The organism is Sinorhizobium garamanticum (assembly GCF_029892065.1).
Classification (GTDB): domain Bacteria; phylum Pseudomonadota; class Alphaproteobacteria; order Rhizobiales; family Rhizobiaceae; genus Sinorhizobium; species Sinorhizobium garamanticum.
The window spans coordinates 1,623,677-1,644,675 of the sequence record NZ_CP120374.1; the positions used below are offsets into that span (position 1 = coordinate 1,623,677).

Consider the following 20,999-nt stretch of genomic DNA (forward strand, 5'->3'; position numbering starts at 1 on the left):
CGGGAGGAGAGAATGACTGAACTGCCAAGGCAGACATTGCGCGTCGGATTCGTCGGAACCGGCTTCATCGCCCATTTCCACCTGAAATCGCTGGTCGGCGTGCGCAATGTCGAGGTGACGGGTGCCTTCAGCCCTACAGCCGAACACCGCGCGCGGTTTGCCAGAGAGGTAGTGGCTCTCGATCTCGGGAACTGCCGGGCGCATGACAGTCTTGAATCGCTCGTTACCGCCGACGATGTCGACGCGATCTGGATTCTCTCGCCGAACTATACGCGGATCGAGGTGATGCGGATACTCACCGCAGCGATCAAGGCCGGGCGCAGCAAGATCTTCGCCGTCGCTTGCGAAAAGCCGCTCGCGCGCACGGTTGCCGAAGCCCGCGAAATGCTGCGGCTTGCCGAGGATGCCGGTCTCAACCACGGCTATCTCGAGAATCAGGTTTTCTGCACGCCGGTGTTGCGCGGCAAGGAGATCATCTGGCGCCGCGCAGCGTCCAGCACCGGCCGCCCCTATCTGGCACGCGCGGCGGAAGAGCATTCCGGCCCGCACGAACCCTGGTTCTGGCAGGGCGACAAACAGGGCGGGGGGGTACTCTCGGACATGATGTGCCATAGCGTCGAGGTGGCGCGTCATCTCCTGACTGCGCCGGGCGCGCCGCGCAACTCGCTGAAGGTGAAGGCGGTCAATGGAACGGTTGCGAACCTCAAGTGGACCCGTCCGGGCTATGCCGAGCAGCTCACAGAGCGTTTCGGAAAGGCGGTCGATTACCGCAGGCGCCCGGCGGAGGATTTCGCCCGCGCGACCGTTACGCTTGAGGACGAGGACGGCAACGAGCTGATGATCGAGGCGACGACCTCCTGGGCCTATGTCGGCGCCGGCTTACGCATCCAGCTCGAACTCCTGGGACCGGAATATGCACTGGAATACAACTCGCTCGGGACGGGCCTGAAGATCTTTCTGTCGCGCGAGGTCAAAGGGTCCGAGGGCGAGGATCTCGTCGAAAAGCAGAATGCCGAGCAGGGGCTGATGCCGATTCTAGATGATGAGGCGGCCGTCTATGGCTACACGGACGAAAACCGGCACATGGTCGAGTGTTTCCGCAAGGGCGTGAAGCCGCTCGAAACCTTCGAGGACGGCCTCGCCGTGGTCGAGATTCTGATGGGTCTTTATCGGTCGGCCGAGATCGGCGCGACGCTCACGTTTCCGGCGCCGGAGCTCGAAGACTACGTTCCGGTCGTCGCGCGCACCAGCGCGTGACCGATCGCGCGTCCTTTCGGTATCGCCTCCGACGGCACGTCTGGCTATAGTCCGCGCCGTGGGGCTGAGACGTGATCCTACAGCGCCGCGCGTCTTATCAGACGCGCAAGGGTCGCTGTAGCATTTTGAAATGCTGCATGTCTTTGCCCTTGAATCGAGGTCGATTCAAGGAGACATGCAGTAGATACGGACGGGAGGAATATATGATGCAGAGGAACACGGCCAGCCGCGTTAGGGGAGCATTCCCATGCTGATCCGGGACAAGGTCTTTCTGGTGACCGGAGGCGGGTCGGGGCTCGGAGCCGCCGTTGCACGCGCACTGGTCGCCGATGGCGCCTCCGTCGTGATCGCCGATATCAATTCCGACGCGGGCTCGGCGATCGCCTCCGAGCTCGGCGCAAAGGCGCGCTTCGTGCCGACCGACGTGACCAGCGAGGCCGAGGGCGAGGCGGCGGTCGCCGTCGCGCTTGAGAGCTTCGGACATCTCCATGGGCTGGTGAACTGCGCCGGCATCGCGCCCGGCGAAAAAGTGCTGGGGCGCGACGGACCGCATCGCCTCGAAAGCTTCACGCGGGCGATCGGCATCAATCTCGTCGGCACCTTCAACATGATCCGCCTTGCCGCGGCGGCGATCGCGAAGGAGGAACCGGATGGCGACGGCGCCCGCGGCGTCATCATCAACACCGCTTCGGTTGCCGCCTTCGACGGGCAGATCGGCCAGGCGGCCTATTCGGCCTCGAAGGGCGGGATCGTCGCGATGACACTGCCGATCGCGCGCGAGCTCGCACGCTTCGGCATCCGCGTCGTCTCGATCGCACCGGGCATCTTCGAGACGCCGATGATGGCCGGCATGCCGCAGGAGGTGCAGGATTCGCTCGGCAAAAGCGTGCCCTTCCCACCTCGCCTCGGCCGCCCGGCGGAATATGCCGCGCTCGTCCGGCATATCTGCGAGAACGACATGCTGAACGGCGAGGTCATCCGCCTCGACGGCGCGTTGCGGATGGGTGCGCGTTAGGCAAGCCCATGAGAGAGGGATGAAGGGCACGTGCCGGAGATCCACTGCGGCACGCGGAAACTGGCGATCCGGTGTCATTGCAGCAATTCGCCTCATTGCTGCCAGAAGGGCTTGGCGATCTCTGCCTCGACCTGCTGCCTCGTCAGGCCGATATCGTCGATCAAATGGGGATTGTCCTTCGACTTTTGCTCAAGATCCCAGCGGAAGCGTATCCGCTGGTTCCAGGTCGCGATAAGGCTTCGCAGCGTCGCCAGGCTGTAGTGCCGGCGCGACACGTGGGCCAGCTCGATGGGCGTTCCCGGCCGCGCTGTCTGATGCGGGGCCGGCGCAAGGGTGGAAGTATGGTTCATGGCAACCTCCATCTGGTTTGGAGGTTGAACTCTGCAGGATACGAACAGCCTCGTAATTAAGGCCTCCCAAATAGTTCGCAAAAACTTCCAAACCGACTATAGAAGCGTCTCATGCAGGGATCGCGCGTTGCCTTTGGTCCGTTCGTGCTTGATCCGGGTGCGGGAACGCTCCTTCGGAACGGCGATCCCGTTGCCGTTGGCTACCGCGGGCTAAAGCTGCTTGCGGCGCTCGTCGGACGGCCGGGCGAAATCCTGAGCAAGGCCGAGTTGATGGATGCGGCCTGGCCGGGCACCGCAGTCGAGGAAGGCAACCTCACCGTCCAGATCGCGCAGCTGCGGAAGCTGCTTGGTCCGGCCGCCGACGGCGGTGAATGGATCTCGACGGTTCCGCGCGTCGGCTATCGCTTCACCGGGGCCGTCGAACAGCTCGGTAGCGCCAAGCGAAAACCTTTGCCGCTGCCCAGCAAACCATCGATAGCCGTGCTGCCCTTCGTGAATGTCAGCAACGACCCCGAGCAGGAATCCTTCGTGGATGGGTTGACCGAAGACCTGATCACCGACCTGTCCAGGATCTCCGACCTGTTCGTCATTGCACGCAACTCGGCCTTTGCCTACAAGGGAAAGGCGATGGACGTGCGCACGATCGCTGAGGACCTTGGCGTGCGCTACCTGCTGGAGGGCGGAGCAAGACGCGCCGCGGGGCGCGTGCGCATCAACGCTCAGCTGGTCGACGCGGTGAGTGGCGATCATCTTTGGGCGGAACGCTTCGATCGCAGCCTGGAAGACATCTTTGCCGTTCAGGACGAGGTCACCGGCAAGATCGTGGAGGCGTTACTCGGCCGGCTGCGCGCAGCGCCGCCGCGCAATCGGCCTAAAAATCTCGACGCTTACGATCTCTGCGTGCGGGCGCGTAAGCTGATGGATGATTCGCCGCAGTCGGCGCAGGAAGCGCATCTGATGCTCACGCGCGCGGTTTCGCTCGATCCGGGATATGCCGAGCCCTATCGCTGGCTTGCCATGAACCACTGGATGGGATGGGTGCATTCGGGCGGACCAACCGAAGCTGACCGGAGCATTGCTTTGGAACTGGCGCGCAAAGCTGTCGCGCTCGATCCCAATGATGCTGGCTGCCACTGGGTGCTGGCATACCTGCTTGCCTATGAGCGCAGTTTCGCCGAGGCGGATGCGGAATTCGCCAAGGCGATCGAGCTCGACCCGAACGAGGCCGACGCTTGGGCGGCGTTATCTGACATCGCGGTCCTGGCCGGCCGGGTCGAGGAGGGCCTTGAGCACATTCGCAAGGCGTTTCGGCTGAACCCGTTTCCGGCAAGTTGGTACTATCTGGCGCTGGGCCAGGCGCAATATGCGGCCGGCGAATACGAAGCCGCTGTCGAGACACTGCGCAGGGACGAGACTTATCGTACAAGCTCACGCCGTTTCCTAGCGGCAAGCCTTGCCCAACTGGACCGGCTCGACGAGGCGCGCGCAGAGGCCGAACTGTTCCTCGTCGGCAACCCGAATTTCACAACCCGCCACTGGGCCGCGACGGAGCCATTCCGTGACGCTGCGACGCTTGAGCATTTCCTTGAAGGCTTTCGCAAGGCCGGTCTTCCGGAGTGACGCGACCTACTGCATGTTTCCTTAAATCGTAGCCGATATAAGGATAAAAACATGCAGCAATTCAAAGTGCTACAAGCGTCCTTTTGCGCGTCTGATAAGACGCGCGGCGCTGTAGTAACGGCGCTTTCGCACCGTGCGACCTACTCCTCAATGCGACTCGTGGGGTCACGATCGCGCTCGTATCGTCTCGTGAGCGGAAATGGCGGCAACCAGGACTCGCGACGGACGGTCCACAGTTCGTAGGTGGGCGTCAGTTGGTCGGGCGCATCCAGGGATCCCAGGTTCACTTCGATTTCGTCTGCGGTGCGCGCGAAAACGGGCGAGCCGCAGCGAGGACAGAAAAACCGCCCGGCATAGTCGCGTGTTTCGCCATCGATCGTCACCGCATCCTGAGGGAATATCGCGGAAGCATGAAAAAGGGCCCCATGATGCTTGCGGCAGTCGAGACAGTGACAAAGGCCGACCCGGTATGGTCGTCCCGACGCCACAATTCGGACGTTGCCGCACAGGCAACCGCCGGTGAATCGGTCCATGCTGCGTCTCCTTTAAAATCAAGCGGCGGAATGTTTACAACGAACAGCAAGATCATCGCAAATTGCGCACTGCAGCCGGCGAGCTTCCACCTGGTCCCGTCTCATGAGTTGCAACAAGTGACCAAGTGCAAACGTGTTGCGATTGCGAGCATGCAGCATTCTGCCTAAACTCTCCTTCGATCATCAGGCTTCACGGCCACCCACCGGCCATTTTCCACCTCAGCTTATAAGGAGCGTTTGCCATGAAGACGGACGGCGAAGAACTGGTCAGGAAGCGGGCCTACGAACTGTGGGAGAAAGCAGGACGGCCGGAGGGCGACGGTCTGAAGCACTGGCTCGAGGCGGCGGAAGAGATTCAATCCGCGAGGAGCAATCCGGGCGGCGAGCCGGAGAATGCCGCGCTTTCCGGCGACGCCATTGCATCTGCAGATCCGTCCGAAGGGAACAAACCGAGGAAATCCGCAACGACGAAGAAGCAAGACGATGCGAAGCCGAAGAGGAGCCCTGCTTCCAAAGCTCGCACCAAGAAGGGCTAATGGATTGAGAGCCGCCACTGCATGATTCCTCAAATCGGAATCGATTTGAGGATAAAATCATGCGGTGATTCAAAGTGCTGCAGCGACCTTTTGCGCGTCTCAAACGACGCGCGACGCTGTAGAACAGTCAGATGAGCAGCCTTGCTGCTCGTCCCTGCTTGCGCTCGGCGTTGGGGTAGTAGCTCGCCGCCTTAAGCTGCTGCATCGCTTCGGGCAGCGGAATGCCACGGTTTGCGGTCTCGGTGAGATGGCCGCGGCGGAGTCCGTGTGTGGAACGCAGTGCCGGGGATCGAGACCACCGTGCTGGCAGCGGCGTTTCACGATCAAGTTGACCGACTGGTGCTCGTCGGTCGATGTTGCGCGACGGCTGCCGGCTGCATTGTCATGCAGCCTCTATGTCGGTGCGCGAAAAATCATCGCCTTTGAAAAGCAGCGGTTCGTTGCGCGTTTTGGCCAGCGCATAGGAGAAACAGTCCCCATAGTTCAGACCTGCCGGATGTCGGCCTTTGCCGTAGCTGCGCCAGGCCCGCCTTGCTACGGCGATCTGTTCTGCGTCGACGGCGACGATTTCGACACCCGCCTTGTAGAGCCATAGGTCGAGCTCTGCGGCACCTGCCTCGCCGAGGCGGGCTTCGATAACGATTGCGAGTTCAAGGACTGTCGCTGCGGAGATGAAGCGCCGTGGAGCATCGACGACTTTCCGTTCGTAGGTTTCCGCTTCCGGCTCATTGAATGCGAGCGCGACGATGGCCGACGTATCGATGACCATCAGTTGGGAGCCCCGTTTTCGTCATACTCCAAAATCTCGTCAGCAGAGCGGTTGTCCAGTACCGGCAGCTTGCCCCAGCGTCCACGACTGGCGGCAAGCTCCTCGAGGAGAACATCGCGATTTCCCGCGTTTGCGAGACGCCGCAGCCGCTCTTCCAGTGCGCGCCGCGTCGCCATGGTAATGGTTTCACCGGTTTTCTCGGCCAGTGCCTTTGCAAGGCGTTCCGTCTCTAGATCTTTGATGCTGAGCGCCATTTTCTGGTTCCTAGGTTCCTAACTATCTATATTCTACCTTCTTGGCGACCAGGCGCAAGGGTAACGACAGGATGAGGTTTTCGGTGACGCTTGAGGGCCGACTCTTCAACGACTAGTTCATTTTACTGTTTCGTTGACACACCAAATGATCTAACCCTTTGAAACTACGCAATTCTGAACGGAAAACCGTTGCACACTCTTCCTGGATTTGGTGCAAGAACCTGCATGCCCGGGTTGTCCCTGACGGGCTGGCGGTTCCGTCGACGCTTCCTGGGCGTGGCGACAGTGCAGACGGTGTCCCTAGCCTGGGTCAGATGCCTTGCCCGTTGCCGTGCATGATTTCGGACGGACCATTTTGCGAGAGACTTTTGGCCAAAGTCGCGAGCAGGTCGGTTTGGGATATGATGCCCACGACCTTGCCGTCGCCATCAACTATGACAACGGCATGTGTTTTGCCATCCGTCAGGCGGGGAAGCAGGCCAATCGCCGGCTCGCACGGTTTGGCGGTAGCTGCCAACGCTATCGGAAGTTTGCTGTCGACTTCTTTGCCGGCGAGCTCTCGCAGCCCCACTGTACCCTGCAGCTTCTCATTCTCGTCAAGCACCGGAAGTGTACGAATGTCGTGCTGCAACAACAGGTATCGTGCGTGCTCCGGCGTCGTGTCGCTTGGGACTGTAACCACGTCGCGCGACATGATGTCAGCACAAGTCAACTCTCCCCTCTGCCTGACAAGCGCCTGCAGTTCGACTTCCCTCAGCAGGGCGTCGATGTCCTCCCGGCTGATATCAAGTGTTTCATTCAAGCGTGCGATTGCTTCATCTATATCCTCGGAGTTGAAGCCGACGCGAAGCGCAGGAGGAGGATCGGCGGTCTTATGCGTATTTACCGGCGCGGCTGCCGGTCGATGAGGGTATTGGCGGCGAGCCAACCGATGAAACAGCATGCCCAATCCGACGAGGATCAAAGAGTTGATAGCGACCGGTATGAATGGGAACCAAAAGCCTGCGCGTGCGACCGCGGCTCCACCGATTACGGCCGTTAGGGCCGAGGCGCCGCCTGGCGGATGAAGTGAGCGCGTGAGCGACATTGCAAGGATCGCCAGAGCGACTGCGAGGCCGATGGCGAGCATCTGGTCCTTCACAAAATAGCTCACAGTGACGCCGATCAGGGCGGAAATCGTGTTTCCGCCAACGATTGACCAGGGCTGCGCAAGCGGACTGGCCGGAACGGCAAAGAGCAGGACAGCCGAGGCGCCGATCGGTGCAACGATCAACGGCAGCTGGGGATCGTCGCCGAATACAAACCCGCAGACCAGGCCGGTCAAACAGATCCCGATCAACGCCCCGAGGCAGCCGATCAGGCGCTCTTTTAGCGTTGCGCCCGCCAGGATCGGCGAGAACAGCTTAAATTTGGGCGAATAGCCTGATTTTTGGTGAGGCGGAGGCTGGATAGTCATTTCGGGGCGTCAAATTGCGTTTGCTTATTTTTCGAGGCTTATGTGCCTATAAAAAGGGCGAGGCAATAGCGCGGACGGAATTCTATGTAGGCACCGCGTCATTATCGTTCGCTGTCGCAATACATTCCGCCGGGCTTAGAAATTGGCACGCAAATTGCTCCTCCTTACACGACAACAGTCGGTATGGGTGCAGCTTGGACTTCTTCGACTTCTCCTCCGCGCTGATTTGGCTTGCTCTGGGATTGAGCGGCCCCGCGTTTCTGACGGCTTTTGGCGATAGGCCTTATAACTGGAAATCCGCCGTCGAAACGACGGTCGGAACCACGGTTTTTGTCGGAGCGTTGGGCCTATATCTCTCTGCCGGAGCCATTCTTGCCGCCGCGATTGCTTGTCTTGCCGCACTCGCGGCCGCGGCTACGTTTCGCGGGAAGAGCCAGCGGTTGCCTATGTTGGCCGTCTCGATTCTCTGCCTGGGTTTCTATGTGGGTTCTTCCTCTTATGTGGTGGCACAGTTAGCGGCCAATTGATTCAATTTCCGCTATCAGGCTCGTCGACGGGAATTCTTTGCCTGAGGAGGGTCTGCCTCAGGGCTTGGCGACAGCGGCCGGGAAGCCGTGCGCCTGGTGCATCCGAGACCATGTCGGCCATGGCCGCGAAGCGTTCGAGGGTGCCGCTGCCGAAGGCCGCGGGATCGATGCAGACAATCAAGGGGTGTCGATCGCGCTCGCTCCCTGAAAATCGCGCTACCTCAGCCGCCTGCCATTGACGTCGAAGAGGAGCGCGCAGGCGGGATCGAAGCGGGCGGCGATGCAGTCGCCGGACTTCAGCCCGCGGCCGTTTTTCGTTTCGATGACGACGAGATCGCCATTGCCGTGGCGGGCATAGGCAAAGGTCTCGCCGCCGAGATGCTCCAGCATGTCAATCTTGAGATCGAGCGCCGCCGGCCCGGTCTCGTTGAAGTGCTCCGGGCGGATGCCGACGGTTACCGGGATTCCCGGTGCCGCCTCCTTCACCGTGATCGGGATTTTCGTGTCTGCGTAGTCCGGCAGGCGCACACAGAGCTGCCCGCCGTCGCCGGGCTCGATTGCACCCTTCAGGAAATTCATCTTCGGCGAACCGATGAAGCCGGCGACGAACAGATTGGCGGGATCGTCGTAGAGAACGAGCGGCGTGCCGACCTGCTCGACAACGCCGCCGCGCATGACGACGATCTTGTCGGCAAGCGTCATCGCCTCGACCTGATCGTGGGTGACGTAGACGATGGTGGCGGCGAGCGTCTTGTGGAGCCGCGCGATCTCGATGCGCATGTGCACGCGCAGCTCGGCATCGAGATTGGAAAGCGGTTCGTCGAAAAGGAAGATCTTCGGATGCCTGACGATGGCACGCCCGATCGCCACGCGCTGGCGCTGCCCGCCGGAAAGCTGCTTCGGCTTCCGGTCGAGCAATGGATCGAGTTCGAGGATCTTCGCCGCCTCGCCGACGCGGCGTTCGATCTCAGCCTTGGCGACGCCGGCAAAGCGCAGCGCAAAGCCCATGTTCTCGCGCACGGTCATATGCGGATAGAGCGCATAGGACTGGAACACCATGGCGATGCCGCGCTTCGACGGATCGACATCGTTCATTCGCTCGCCGTCGATCAGGAGATCGCCGGCGGTGATCTCCTCGAGACCGGCGATCATGCGCAGAAGGGTCGACTTGCCGCAGCCGGACGGTCCGACAAAGACGACGAACTCGCCGGATTTTATGTCGAGATCGACGCCCTTGATGACTTCCATGCTGCCATAGGATTTGCAGATGTCGCTCAGTTGCAGGTCGCTCATGCGCTCGCTGCTCCTTCGACGGAGAGCTCAAGCGTTGCCGAGCCGAGCCGCGACGAAGTGACGGTGGCGACAACGTCGCCCGCCTTCCCAGTCGATTCCAGCCAGAAGCCGGTCGAACCTCCCTGGAAGACAATCCGGCTCGGTCCGATGAGCCGTACCGGACCTTGAACTGCGATGTCGACGGCGTCGTTCAGGAAGGGGAGGACGTTGCCGACCTGGTCCAGCGCGCGGACGATCACCCGCACGCTGTCGCGGCCTTCGGCATGGAGCGTGCTGCTATCGGCCTCGACCTGCAAGGTCGTCGGAACAGGATCGGCGACCATGTGCAGACTAGCTACGGGCTTGCCGGCGATGAAGCCGGTGAATTCCGCGCCATCCCATTTCATGCCCCAGACGCCGAGCTCGTCCTTGGTAAAGTGGCGGTGGTCGATGACAACCGGAGGGTGCGGCAGATGGGGGAAGTTCTGGCGATCGGGTCCGACGCGTTTTGTGAGCGAGCCGTATTTCAGCTCGATCTCGTCGCAGTTCGTCAGCACGATCAGCGGCAGCACACCGCCAATGTTGCGCTCGCCGCGCGCCCAGAAAGTGACGGGCTTCATCACGACTTCTTCCGAAGGATCGCATTGGCTTGCATAGACGTAAGCCGCGAACTTCGGCTCGCGGAACATGTCCATGACGCCGTGATAGCAGATGCGGTCGCCGGAACCGAAATCCTTGTGGGTGTTGTAATCGAACATGCACCAGCCGATCGCGCCGGAGATGCTCGGGTCGCCATGGGCGGCGTTCAGCACTTCGAGATGCCGGCGGACATGCTCCGCCTGTCGTTGTTCCTGATCGTAGATCTTCGTCGGATACATGTGGCCGCCGAACTCGGTGATGAGATAGGGCACCTGGCGGGAAAGCCCTGTGCATTCCTGCTGCGGGCGGAGCGCCGTGCGCGGCCGGTTCGCGCCCGGCAGCTCCTCGTTGCCGAGGATGAAGTCGTTCATCGTGTAGACGTCTTCCAAAAATTCGCTGTCGGTGATGTAGCGCACGCCGCCGGTCTGTCGCGTCGGGTCGAGCGCGTGTGCCAGCCGGTTCGTCTCGACGTAGAAGTCGTGCGAATCCTGCGACTCGTTGATGCGTACGCCCCACATGATGATTGACGGGTGGTTCCAATCGCGCTCGATCATGCGGCGGACGTTCAGGATCGCCTCGTCTTTCCACGCCTCGCCGCCGATGTGCTGCCAGCCCGGGATCTCCTCGAAGACGAGCAGGCCGATCCGGTCGCAATGGTCGAGGAACCATTTCGACTGCGGATAATGCGAGGTGCGCGCGAGGTTGCAGTGAAGCGTGTGCTTCAGGATTTCCGCGTCGCGCTCCTGTGCGCTGCGGCCCATGGCATAGCCGACATAAGGGAAGGACTGATGGCGGTTAAGGCCGCGGATCTTGAGCGGCCGGCCGTTCAGCCGGAAGCCTTCCGTCGTGAACTCCGCCGTGCGGAAGCCGAAATGCGAGGAAAGCAGGTCGCGGCCGTGATCGGTCCTGAGCTGCACGTCGATCTGGTAAAGCACCGGATTGTCGATATCCCAGAGCGAAAGGCCTGTGTGGCCGCTCATCTCGAGCGTGATGCTTTCCCCGCGGGTCTCGCCGACCGCCTCAGCCAGGAGTTCGCCTTCCGCGTCTCTCAAGAGCGCCGTCACCGTTCCGGAGAAGCTGAGACCTTGCGGATTAGAAAGATCGCAGCGGACGGTGACCGACTTCGTCTCGGCAAGTGCGTCTTGGGTCTCGATCTTGATATTGGCGATCGAGACCGCGTCGGTGATCTTCAGCCAGACATCGCGATAGATGCCGGCATAGGTCAGGTAATCGATCCGGCCGCCGAAGGGCGGGATCTCCGGGTTCTCGCTGCCGTCGATCTTGACCGTGATCAGGTTGTCGCCCTGCCCGAGCTTGCCGGTCAGCCGCGCCTCGAACGGCGTGTAGCCGTCCTTGTGGGCGATGATCTCCTCGCCGTTCAGGTAGACGACGGCATCCGCCATCGCCGCATCGAAGACGAGCGAAACTTCGCGGCGTTCGAAGTCCGGACGCCAGGCAAGAACCTTTTGGTAGGTGAAGGCGCGCTGGTAGCACGTCTCGTCGAAATAATTGAAGGGCAGCTCGACGGCGTTGTGCGGCAAGCTGACGGCCTGGCCGTTCCTAAGTGTGCCGGCATCGGCGAAGCCCTCGGAGAAGACCCATGAATCGTTGAAGGAAGTAACAGAGCGCATCATCGTTCCTATTTGACTGAGCCCAGCATGCCCTGGACGAACTGGCGTTGCATGAAGAAGAAAACGGCGAGGGTGGGGAGTGTCGCGAGGATCGTGCCGACCATCACCACGCCGTAGTCGGGGTAGTAGGCGGAGGCGAGCGAGGAGATGACCAGCGTGATCGTCTTGGTTTCGTTGGATTGTAAGACGATCAGCGGCCAGAGGTAATTGTTCCACGCCGTCATAAAGACGATGATGAAGGCCGCCGCATAGGTCGAGCGCATCACCGGTACATAGATGTAGAGAAAGATCTGCCATTCCTTGAGGCCGTCGACCTTCGCCGCATCGCGCAATTCGGACGGGAACGCCTTGGTGCTCTGGCGGAAATAGAAGACAATGAAGGCCGAGCCGATCGTCGGCAGCACGACGGCGATATGCGTGTTGATGAGGCCCGCCTTGCCCATCATGATGAAGAGCGGGATCATCAGCGCCGCAAAGGGGATCATCAGCGTCAGCAGCATGGCGCGGTAGAGGCCCTCGCGCCGGCGCGAGCGGAATATCTCGAAGCCGTAACCGGCAAGCGACGAGACGGCGAGCGTCAGCACCGTCGCAAGAATCGTGACCTTGGCTGAATTCCAGAAGACGAGCGGCGCATTCACCTGGGTGAAGAAGTTGGCCACATTCGTCGCCAACGCTTCACCCGGCAGCATCTTGCCTTTGATGATGTCGATCGACGAATTGGTGGCGCCGAGCACCATCCAGACGAAGGGGAAGACGGAGAGGAAGGCCATCAGCCCGACGAAACCATAGGTGAGCACTGCGGGGAGAATGTTCGTGGGTTTCCTTCTCATCGGTCGCGCTCCCTTGCCAGGTAGAACTGGAGGACGGCGAGCAATGCGACGAGCACGACGATGACGTAGGAGACCGTCGCCGCATAGCCGAAATTCGGCATGAAGCGGAAGGTGAGGTTGTAGATGTAGAGCGACAGCGTCAGCGTTGCGTTGGAGGGGCCGCCCTTGCCTTCGGTCAAGTTGTAGACCTCGTCGAAGAGCTGCAGCGTGCCGATTGTCGAAATCACAGTCGTAAAGAGGATGACCGGTTTCAGGAGCGGAATGGTGATGTGGGTGAAGCGCGCCCAGGCCGGAACGCCGTCGATGCGCGCCACCTCGTAGATCGATTTGTCGATGTTCTGCAGCGCCGCGAGATAGAAGATCATGTTGTAGCCGGTCCAGCGCCAGGTGATCGCAATGATGACGAGCGTCTTCGCCCAGAAGGGATGCGTCAGCCACGGAATCGGCGAGGAGACGATGCCGATCGCCTGGAGCGTCGAGTTGACGATGCCGTCGGGCGCGAACATGCCCTTGAAGAGCACCGAATAGGCGACAAGCGAAGTCACGCACGGCAGGAAGATCGCGGTGCGGAAGAAGCCCCGGCCGACGAGCCGCGGATTGTTGAGGAGCGACGCGAGGATCAACGCCAGCAGGATCATGATTGGCACCTGCACGACGAAATAGGTCATCGTGTTGGTGAGCGCCTTGAGGAAGACCGGATCGTTCCAGAGACGGACGATATTTGCGAAGCCGGCGAACTTCATCATCATGCCGCGGCCGGACTGGAAGGACATCCAGAGCGACCAGAGGATCGGATAGACCATGAAAAGGGCGATCAGCCCGAGCGCCGGCGCGACGAAGAGCCAGCCATTGATGTCATAATATCGGCCGATGCCGCCGCGGCGTGCGAGAATCATCGTCTACCTCATGGACAGGAAGGCGCGTTGGCCGTGGCTCAAGCCGCCACGGCCAGGAGCGGTGAAGGATTGACCGCCTCGTCTTATTGGATCTGTCCGCTGATCTCGGCGTCGATCGCTTTCAGGATCTCATCGGTCGGCGTGCCCTGCGTCAGCGCCGGCAATTGTGCGGTGACCGCGAGATCCGCCTCGTTGGTGAAGACGCCGTAGTTCACTGACGGCACCTTGGCGAGCCAGTCGGAGAAGTTCTGCCAGACCTTCTCGCCGCCGAAGAACGAGTCGGCTGCTTCGTAGGCTGCGCCGCGGCGGGCGGCGAGCAGCGAGCCAACCGCGCCGCGGTCCTGCAGGATCTTCTGGTAGAAATCGATGTCCTTGCCGTAGATCTCGTTCAGGAAGTCGATCGCTTCGGCCTTCTCTGCGGAACTTTCGAGTACGTACCAGCTCGATCCGCCGAGGTTCGAGGCATGAGTCGCGCCCTCGATCGAAAGCGCCGGAATCGGGACGACGCCCCATTTGCCGGCCTGGTCCGGTTGGGCCTTGACGGTGCCGGTGATCCAGACGCCGGCGACGACGGTGGCGACGTCGCCGGAAGTGAAGGTTCCTACCCAGTCGGACCAACCGTTGGCCGGCTTGTAGATGTTGGCGGACATGATCTTACCGACGGTCTCGAGCGTCGCCTTCAGCGCCGCATTGCCGGTGATGTTCGGCTTGCCTTCCTTGTCGAAATACCATTGCCCGGCCGACTGCATGATGACGCGGACAAGGCCGCCATCGTTCGGGTCGAGGCCAATCATCTTCTTGCCGGTCTTCGCCTCGACCTGCTGGCCGATCTCGATGAAGCGGTCCCAGGTGAGGTTCTGCATGTCTTCCGGCTTGAAGCCGGACTGCTCAAGGTAATCCTTGCGGTAGTAGAGCCCGGCGACGCCGGAATCGAAGGGCATGCCGTAGACCTGGCCGTCGAGGGTCATCACTTCGACCTTGTAGGGGGCGAAGCCGGAATAATCGACGGTGCCGGAAAGGGGCGCGAAGGCGCCGGGGAAGGATTGGAGATATTTCTGCGCTCCGTAGTCCTCGATCAGAACGATGTCGGGCAGGGCGTCCGCAGTGCCGGAGGCAAGGCCCGTCTGAAGCTTCTGCTCGACGTCGGCCTTGGCGAAATCGACGACGTTGAAAGTGACGTCCGGATGAGTCTTCGTGTAGCGGGCGCCGGCCTCCTTCATGATCGCGACGTTGAAGTTCGGATCCCAGCACCAGATGGTGATTTCCTTTGCCTCCGCGGCAGTCACCGCCAGGAAGCTCACGCTCGCCAGTGCAAGGCCGGCAATGCGTGGCAGATAGGCACGCGCCAGATTGTCCATTGTTTCCTCCCGGAATCTTGTGTTCCCCGAGACAGTCCTCCCTGTCTCGGCGCGGAGTATTTCTCAAAATCGGGAACGACGCAATATTTTCAGTAAATTTTTACTTCGGTTTTTCACTCCGCCGCCGCGGCGGCTGGTGCCGGCGTGCTGCCGCGCCAGATGATCTCGGTTCCGAGAACCACCTTTTTGGCGATCTCGCGCCCCGAAAGGCGCTCAAGAAGCAGGTCGACCGCCGTCTCGCCGATCAATTCCGCCGGGATCTTCACGGTGGACAGCGGAGGACCCAGGAACTGGGCGACGGGAATGTCGTTGAAACTCGCTACGGCTATGTCCTGCGGGATCCTGAGGCCCATCTCGTGGATCGCCCTGTAGGCGCCAAGGGCCATGTTGTCGTTGCATGTGATCAGGATTGTCGGCGGATTGGGCTTCGTCAGCATCGCCTTGGCGAGCGTATAGCCGCTGTCCGGTGTCATTCGCTCGACCATGCACAATTCCGGATCATAGAGCCCGGCCTTGGTCATCCAATCGATGTAGGTGCGGCAGCGACGTTCCGCATGGATGTTGTCGGGGCCGTAGAAGGCGTCGATCCAGCCGATAAAGCCGATGCGGCGATAGCCCATGCCGTGGATGGCTGCCAGCAGCCGGCTCATGGCGAGGGAAACGTCGCTCAGCACGGCGTCGTCCACGTCTCCGGCAGGCGCATAATCGGCGAACACCAGGTGCCGGCTATGGCGGCGCAGCCATTCGAGCTCGTCGCCATAGTAGTGGCCAACTGCCACCACGCCCGAGGCTCCCTCCAGCATTGCCGCTTCGGGCGCGCTCCCGGTCAGGAAGACCTTGACGACCTCGCTTTTCAGCGCCTGACAGCGGCTTTCGATGCCGAGCCTGACGCCGACATAATAGGGATCGGCGAGTTCCTGGGCAGGGTCGAGGAAATGCACGAGCGCGATCTTCAGCCCGGCGCCGACGGCTTGAGCCGCAGCGCGGATGCGGTTGCGCGGTGTAGCATAGTTGAGGGCCTCGGCCGTCTCGATGATTGCCTGGCGCTTCTTCGTGGAGATCGATAGCGTCGGATCGTAGTTCAAGACGCGCGAGACGGTCGCCGACGAGACGCCGACGGCCGATGCGATTTCCTTGATTGTCACCATTCTCTTACGTCCCGCCTGTCAGCCGCGCGCTGCTTTTGCTTTGCTCATCCGTTTAGTAAATTTTTATCGCTGCTTTTTCAATCGCAAGCAGCAGCGAGCGTGGTCACAGACTCACTTACCTTCCTTGCGGGCACGCTCGCATACATGCCGGTGGTGCGGAACTCAGTCGGACTTGCGCCGAAGACGCGGCGGAACACCTTGGCGAAATAATTGGGGTCCTCGAAGCCCGACAGGATCGCGACCTCCTTGACCGGCAGGTCCGCGGTCTTGGTGAGCAGCTTCACCGCCCGCTGCAGCCGCTTCTGCAGTACGAATTCGGCCGGTGGCATGCCCTCGCTCGCCGCGAAGACGCGCGAGAAATGCGCCCGGCTGAGGCCCGAGACTCTTGCCAGTTCCTCGACCGGCAGCGGCTTTTCGAGGTTCGCCATGATGTGATCGATGACATGATGCATCGTCCGGTATTCCTGACTGAAGACCGGGTGCGACCCGAAAACGTCGTCATAGAGCGCCATCGCCGCCTCGTAGGCGATCGCCGAGGCGCGGCCCGGCGTCTCGCCGCCGCTAATGAGCCGCAGGCTGCAATCGGCGAGATGCTCGATCGTTTTGGGCTGCAGCTTCAACACCGGGCCCGTCACCGCCAGGATGGCGCGATGGATGCGCAGCGCCTCCTCGCCGTTCATCGATATCCAGAAGAACTCCCAGCGGCCGCCGTCCTCCAGCCAGTAGCGGTGATTGTGCGGCACGAGCAGGAGCAGCGTCTCGCCTTCGCGCAAACGATAGGTGCGGTTTTCGTAGCGCAGGTTGCCGGCGCCGCCGATCGTGTGCTGCAGCACGGTGAACGGCGTCTGGCCGCGCTTGCGTCCGTCCCAATTGTAGGTCGCGTCGGTCCGGATCTCATAGCCGGTGCTGGTCGGCATGGTGTGCAGGCTCTGTCTTCCCCGCGGCAGCGAAACGGTCCGCATCACCGGGCCGCGGTCGATCAAATCTTGCAGCACAGAATTACCCATGAAAGCACAATACCTCTCTAGTCGCGCGGTCGATTATACACATAATGACCGCAGACCGCGCAAGACGGCCACTTTTCTGTAGCGGGAAAGGGCCTGCGAGAGGAGGGGTCGCGCTTTGCGATCAGCGTCAATTCGATGAATTGATTTTACCCTTATAGCGCGAATGCCGCAGGACGAGGAGGAACGAGACGACCATGAGCCGCTTCAAGATCGCCATTATCGGTGCCGGCAGCATCGGCTTCACGAAGAAGCTTTTCACCGACATTCTTTCCGTGCCGGAGCTCCAGGACGTCGAATTCGCGCTGACCGATCTCAGCGAACACAACCTCGGCATGATCAAGACGATCCTCGACCGGATCGTCGAGGCGAACAGCCTGCCGACGCGGGTGACCGCCACCACCGATCGCCGCAAGGCGCTCGAGGGCGCGCGCTACATCATCAGCTGCGTTCGGGTGGGCGGGCTCGGCGCCTATGCCGACGACATTCGCATTCCGCTGAAATACGGCGTCGACCAGTGCGTCGGCGATACCATCTGCGCCGGCGGTATTCTCTACGGCCAGCGCAACATTCCTGTCATCCTCGACTTCTGCAAGGATATCCGCGAGGTGGCCGAGCCGGGCGCCAAATTCCTGAACTATGCCAACCCGATGGCGATGAACACCTGGGCCGCGATCGAATACGGCAAGGTCGACACGGTCGGCCTATGCCACGGCGTCCAGCACGGGGCCGAACAGATTGCCGAGATCCTTGGTGCCAAGGAGGGCGAGCTCGACTATATCTGCTCGGGCATCAACCATCAGACCTGGTTCATCGACGTGCGCCTCAACGGCCGCAAGGTGGGCAAGGACGAGCTCGTCGCCGCTTTCGAGGCCCATCCGGTCTTCTCGAAGCAGGAAAAGCTGCGGATCGACGTGCTGAAGCGTTTCGGCGTCTATTCGACGGAAAGCAACGGTCATCTCTCCGAATATCTGCCCTGGTACCGCAAGCGTCCGGACGAGATCACCAAATGGATCGACATGTCGGACTGGATCCATGGCGAGACAGGCGGTTATCTGCGTTATTCGACCGAGACCCGCAACTGGTTCGAAACGGAGTATCCGCAGCTCCTGGCGGCTGCCGGCAAGCCGATCGATCCGGCGAAACGTTCGAACGAGCATGCGAGCCATATCCTCGAAGCGCTCGAGACGGGCCGGGTCTATCGCGGTCACTTCAACGTCAAGAACAACGGCGTCATCACCAACCTGCCGGCGGATGCGATCATCGAATCGCCCGGCTTCGTCGATCGCTTCGGCATCAACATGGTTTCGGGCATCACGCTGCCGGAGGCTTGCGCGGCGACCTGCATCTCGTCGATCAATGTCCAGCGCATGTCCGTCCATGCGGCGATTTCCGGCGACATTGAGCTTCTGAAGCTCGCGGTGCTGCACGATCCGCTGGTCGGCGCCATCTGCACGCCGGAGGAGGTGTGGCAGATGGTCGACGAGATGGTGGTTGCCCAGGCCGAATGGCTGCCGCAATACGCCCACGCGATTGATGCGGCGAAGGAAAGACTCGCCCGCGCGACCGTCAAGACCCGCGACTGGAAGGGTGCGGCGCGCCGCGAGGTGCGTTCGATCGAGGAGATCCGTCAGGAGAAGGAAGCGATGCGCGCCGCCGGCTGATCGGCGGTCGCGTCCGGCATCTGCGTGAGGAGACGCGGCAGCCGCCCGGCGTTCGCCGCCGGTGAGAGTTAGGAGGAGCGCCACCCGTCCCGGCGTGGCGATCAGTGGAGGGAGAACCAGAGGCAATGAAAACGTACCGACTGAAAACAACGACCGCCCTGCTGGTCGGCATATCCGCATTTGCCGTGCAGGCCGTCGCATCCGAGCCGACTGTCGTGCCCGAGCAGCCGCCGTTTCCGGCGCAGGGCAAGATCACCTATGTGCCGCGCGACGCGCTTATCGAATTCAAGGCGCTGCCGGAATATCACGAGCCGGACTGGGTCACGGAGAAATTCGTCAAGGCCGGCAAGCTGCCGCCGGTTGCCGAGCGGCTGCCGAAGGAGCCGATGGTCTTCAAGACCGGCAACATGCCCGACGGCGTCGGCGTTTATGGCGACGTACTCCGCCACGTCATCGGCGGCCGGCCGGAAGGCTGGAACTACAGCGCCGGCCAGACTCAGGGCTGGGGCGGCATCGACATCGGCATGTCCGAGTGCCTGACGCGCACGGCACCGCTCTACCAGGTCGAAGCTGCCGACGTGGAGCCCCTGCCGAACCTTGCGAGAAGTTGGGAGTGGTCCGAGGACGGCCACAAGCTCACCATGCATCTTGTCGAGGGCGCGAAGTGGTCGGATGGCGATCCCTTCGACGCGGAGGACGTGATGTTCTACTGGAACGACAACGTCGTCGATCCCAACGTTTCGCCGCTGAACGGCGCGACTCCCGAGACCTTCGGTGTTGGAACCACGCTCAAGCAGATCGACAAATACACGGTCGAATGGACCTTCAAGGAGGCTTTTCCGCGCCAGCATCTCTATGCCATGGCCTACGGCACCTTCTGCCCCGGTCCGTCGCATATCCTGAAGACCAAGCATCCGAAATACGCCGGCACGACCTATGACCAGTACAAGAACGGCTTTCCGGCGGAATACCTGAATATTCCGGTGATGGGCGCCTGGGTTCCGGTCGCCTACCGGGCGGACGACATCATCGTGCTGCGCCGCAATCCCTACTACTGGAAGGTGGATGAAGCCGGCAACCAGCTGCCTTACCTCAACGAGCTACACTACAAGCTGTCGACCTGGGCCGACCGCGACGTGCAGGCGATTGCCGGTTCGGGCGATTTCTCGAACCTGGAACAACCGGAGAATTTCGTCGAGTCGCTGAAACGTGCGGCCGATGAAGCGGCGCCTGCGCGGCTCGCCTTCGGTCCCCGTGTCATCGGCTACAATCTGCGCATGAACTTCTCGGCCAATGGCTGGGGCGAACCGGATGCGCGGGCCCAGGCGGTGCGCGAGCTCAACCGCAATCTCGACTTCCGCAAGGCCGTCACCATGGCGATCGACCGCAAGAGGCTCGGCGAAGCTCTGGTCAAGGGGCCGTTCACGGCGATCTATCCGGGCGGACTTTCCTCCGGCACGAGCTTCTACGACCGCCAGTCGACGATCTACTATCCCTTCGACCTCGACGGCGCCAAGGCGCTGCTCGAAAAGGCCGGGCTCAAGGACACGGACGGCAACGGCTTCGTCAACTTCCCCGAAGGAACCGCCGGCGGTGGGGATGTGCAAATCGTCATGCTCGTCAACTCCGACTACGGTACCGACCGCAACCTCGCCGAGGGCCTGATCGGCCAGATGGAGCAGCTCGGCCTCAAGGTCGTTATCAATGCCGTCGACGGCACCAAGCGCGACGCGACGCAATATGCCGGCAAGTTCGACTGGCTCATCCGCCGCAACGACCAGGAGTTGACGTCGGTGGTGCAGAACACGACGCAGCTTGCGCCGACCGGTCCTCGCACCAGCTGGCACCACCGGGCTCCTGAAAGCGGCGCCGTCGATCTGATGCCCTACGAGCAGGAACTCGTCGATCTCGTCAACAAGTTCATCGCCAGCAACGACAATGACGAGCGGGCGGCGCTGATGAAGCAGTATCAGAAGACCGCGACGACCAATGTCGATACGGTCGGTCTGACGGAATACCCGGGTGCGCTGATCATCAACAAGCGCTTCTCGAACATTCCGACCGGTGCACCGATCTTCATGTTCAACTGGGCCGAAGATACGATCATCCGCGAGCGGGTCTTCGTCGCGGCCGACAAGCAGGGCGATTACGAGCTTTATCCGCAGCAGCTTCCCGGCAAGCCCGGCGATAGCGGCCCGAGCAACTGAGCCCCGAACCACCCTTCCGGCTTCCGTAGTGAA

At 61.4% G+C, this 20,999-nt stretch carries 19 protein-coding genes and 1 pseudogene; 7 read left to right on the plus strand and 13 right to left on the minus strand.

Features of this window, described 5'->3' with window-relative positions; all coding sequences use genetic code 11:
• Nucleotides 1-12: 12 nt before the first annotated feature.
• The gene (locus PZN02_RS27415; protein WP_280662091.1) at nt 13-1,257 is read left to right on the plus strand and encodes a Gfo/Idh/MocA family protein; all 1,245 of its coding nucleotides are present in this window, start codon (nt 13-15) and stop codon (nt 1,255-1,257) included.
• A gap of 247 nt (nt 1,258-1,504) precedes the next feature.
• Nucleotides 1,505-2,272 (plus strand): 3-hydroxyacyl-CoA dehydrogenase, encoded by a 768-nt coding sequence (locus tag PZN02_RS27420; RefSeq protein ID WP_280662092.1) that lies wholly within the window; start codon nt 1,505-1,507, stop codon nt 2,270-2,272.
• A 92-nt stretch (nt 2,273-2,364) separates the two neighbouring features.
• On the opposite strand, the gene PZN02_RS27425 is transcribed toward PZN02_RS27420, so the two are convergent.
• On the minus strand, nt 2,365-2,622 hold the full coding sequence (locus PZN02_RS27425) for a DUF1127 domain-containing protein (protein WP_280662093.1): 258 nt from the start codon (nt 2,620-2,622) through the stop codon (nt 2,365-2,367).
• Nucleotides 2,623-2,733: 111 nt separating this feature from the next.
• On the opposite strand from PZN02_RS27425, the gene PZN02_RS27430 reads away from it, so the two are divergent.
• The gene (locus PZN02_RS27430) at nt 2,734-4,242 is read left to right on the plus strand and encodes a winged helix-turn-helix domain-containing tetratricopeptide repeat protein (RefSeq protein ID WP_280662094.1); all 1,509 of its coding nucleotides are present in this window, start codon (nt 2,734-2,736) and stop codon (nt 4,240-4,242) included.
• A gap of 140 nt (nt 4,243-4,382) precedes the next feature.
• On the opposite strand, the gene PZN02_RS27435 is transcribed toward PZN02_RS27430, so the two are convergent.
• Complete coding sequence (locus tag PZN02_RS27435) at nt 4,383-4,775, minus strand: GFA family protein (protein ID WP_280662095.1); 393 nt, start codon at nt 4,773-4,775, stop codon at nt 4,383-4,385.
• 242 nt (nt 4,776-5,017) lie between these two features.
• Between PZN02_RS27435 and PZN02_RS27440 the strand changes: the two genes are divergently transcribed.
• Nucleotides 5,018-5,311: a DUF2934 domain-containing protein gene (locus PZN02_RS27440; RefSeq protein WP_280662096.1), complete on the plus strand. Its 294-nt coding sequence runs from the start codon at nt 5,018-5,020 to the stop codon at nt 5,309-5,311.
• 127 nt (nt 5,312-5,438) lie between these two features.
• Here PZN02_RS27440 and PZN02_RS27445 read toward each other — a convergent pair.
• The 4 genes and pseudogenes from PZN02_RS27445 to PZN02_RS27460 all read right to left on the minus strand — a co-directional run.
• Nucleotides 5,439-5,650: pseudogene (locus tag PZN02_RS27445) on the minus strand (site-specific integrase); the annotation flags it as partial.
• Between the two features lie 43 nt (nt 5,651-5,693).
• Nucleotides 5,694-6,080 (minus strand): type II toxin-antitoxin system VapC family toxin, encoded by a 387-nt coding sequence (locus tag PZN02_RS27450; protein WP_280662097.1) that lies wholly within the window; start codon nt 6,078-6,080, stop codon nt 5,694-5,696.
• On the minus strand, nt 6,080-6,334 hold the full coding sequence (locus PZN02_RS27455; protein WP_280662098.1) for a type II toxin-antitoxin system VapB family antitoxin: 255 nt from the start codon (nt 6,332-6,334) through the stop codon (nt 6,080-6,082). Before PZN02_RS27455 ends, PZN02_RS27450 begins: the two co-directional genes overlap by 1 nt.
• A gap of 310 nt (nt 6,335-6,644) precedes the next feature.
• On the minus strand, nt 6,645-7,790 hold the full coding sequence (locus PZN02_RS27460; RefSeq protein ID WP_280662099.1) for a CBS domain-containing protein: 1,146 nt from the start codon (nt 7,788-7,790) through the stop codon (nt 6,645-6,647).
• Nucleotides 7,791-7,984: 194 nt separating this feature from the next.
• Between PZN02_RS27460 and PZN02_RS27465 the strand changes: the two genes are divergently transcribed.
• A complete protein-coding gene (locus PZN02_RS27465; RefSeq protein WP_280662100.1) occupies nt 7,985-8,317 on the plus strand; it encodes a hypothetical protein in 333 nt (110 codons plus the stop codon).
• Between the two features lie 216 nt (nt 8,318-8,533).
• Here the strand turns inward: PZN02_RS27465 and PZN02_RS27470 are convergent, their stop codons facing one another.
• The 7 genes from PZN02_RS27470 to PZN02_RS27500 form a co-directional block, all read right to left on the minus strand.
• A complete protein-coding gene (locus PZN02_RS27470) occupies nt 8,534-9,610 on the minus strand; it encodes an ABC transporter ATP-binding protein (RefSeq protein ID WP_280662101.1) in 1,077 nt (358 codons plus the stop codon).
• Nucleotides 9,607-11,859, minus strand: coding sequence for a glycoside hydrolase family 2 protein (locus PZN02_RS27475; RefSeq protein ID WP_280663299.1), 2,253 nt, complete (start codon nt 11,857-11,859; stop codon nt 9,607-9,609). The genes PZN02_RS27470 and PZN02_RS27475 overlap by 4 nt, the downstream gene beginning before the upstream one ends.
• A gap of 8 nt (nt 11,860-11,867) precedes the next feature.
• A complete protein-coding gene (locus PZN02_RS27480; RefSeq protein WP_280662102.1) occupies nt 11,868-12,689 on the minus strand; it encodes a carbohydrate ABC transporter permease in 822 nt (273 codons plus the stop codon).
• Nucleotides 12,686-13,585, minus strand: coding sequence for a carbohydrate ABC transporter permease (locus PZN02_RS27485; RefSeq protein WP_280662103.1), 900 nt, complete (start codon nt 13,583-13,585; stop codon nt 12,686-12,688). The genes PZN02_RS27480 and PZN02_RS27485 overlap by 4 nt, the downstream gene beginning before the upstream one ends.
• 83 nt (nt 13,586-13,668) lie before the next feature.
• Nucleotides 13,669-14,943, minus strand: coding sequence for an ABC transporter substrate-binding protein (locus PZN02_RS27490; protein WP_280662104.1), 1,275 nt, complete (start codon nt 14,941-14,943; stop codon nt 13,669-13,671).
• A 113-nt stretch (nt 14,944-15,056) separates the two neighbouring features.
• A complete protein-coding gene (locus PZN02_RS27495; RefSeq protein WP_280662105.1) occupies nt 15,057-16,091 on the minus strand; it encodes a LacI family DNA-binding transcriptional regulator in 1,035 nt (344 codons plus the stop codon).
• A 77-nt stretch (nt 16,092-16,168) separates the two neighbouring features.
• Entirely contained in the window at nt 16,169-17,098 is a 930-nt protein-coding gene (locus PZN02_RS27500) for an AraC family transcriptional regulator (RefSeq protein WP_280662106.1), read from the minus strand.
• Nucleotides 17,099-17,292: 194 nt separating this feature from the next.
• Between PZN02_RS27500 and melA the strand changes: the two genes are divergently transcribed.
• Both melA and PZN02_RS27510 read left to right on the plus strand, forming a co-directional pair.
• Complete coding sequence (melA, locus tag PZN02_RS27505; protein WP_280662107.1) at nt 17,293-18,759, plus strand: alpha-glucosidase/alpha-galactosidase; 1,467 nt, start codon at nt 17,293-17,295, stop codon at nt 18,757-18,759.
• A 125-nt stretch (nt 18,760-18,884) separates the two neighbouring features.
• Nucleotides 18,885-20,966, plus strand: coding sequence for an ABC transporter substrate-binding protein (locus PZN02_RS27510; RefSeq protein ID WP_280662108.1), 2,082 nt, complete (start codon nt 18,885-18,887; stop codon nt 20,964-20,966).
• The last annotated feature ends 33 nt before the right edge of the window (nt 20,967-20,999 follow it).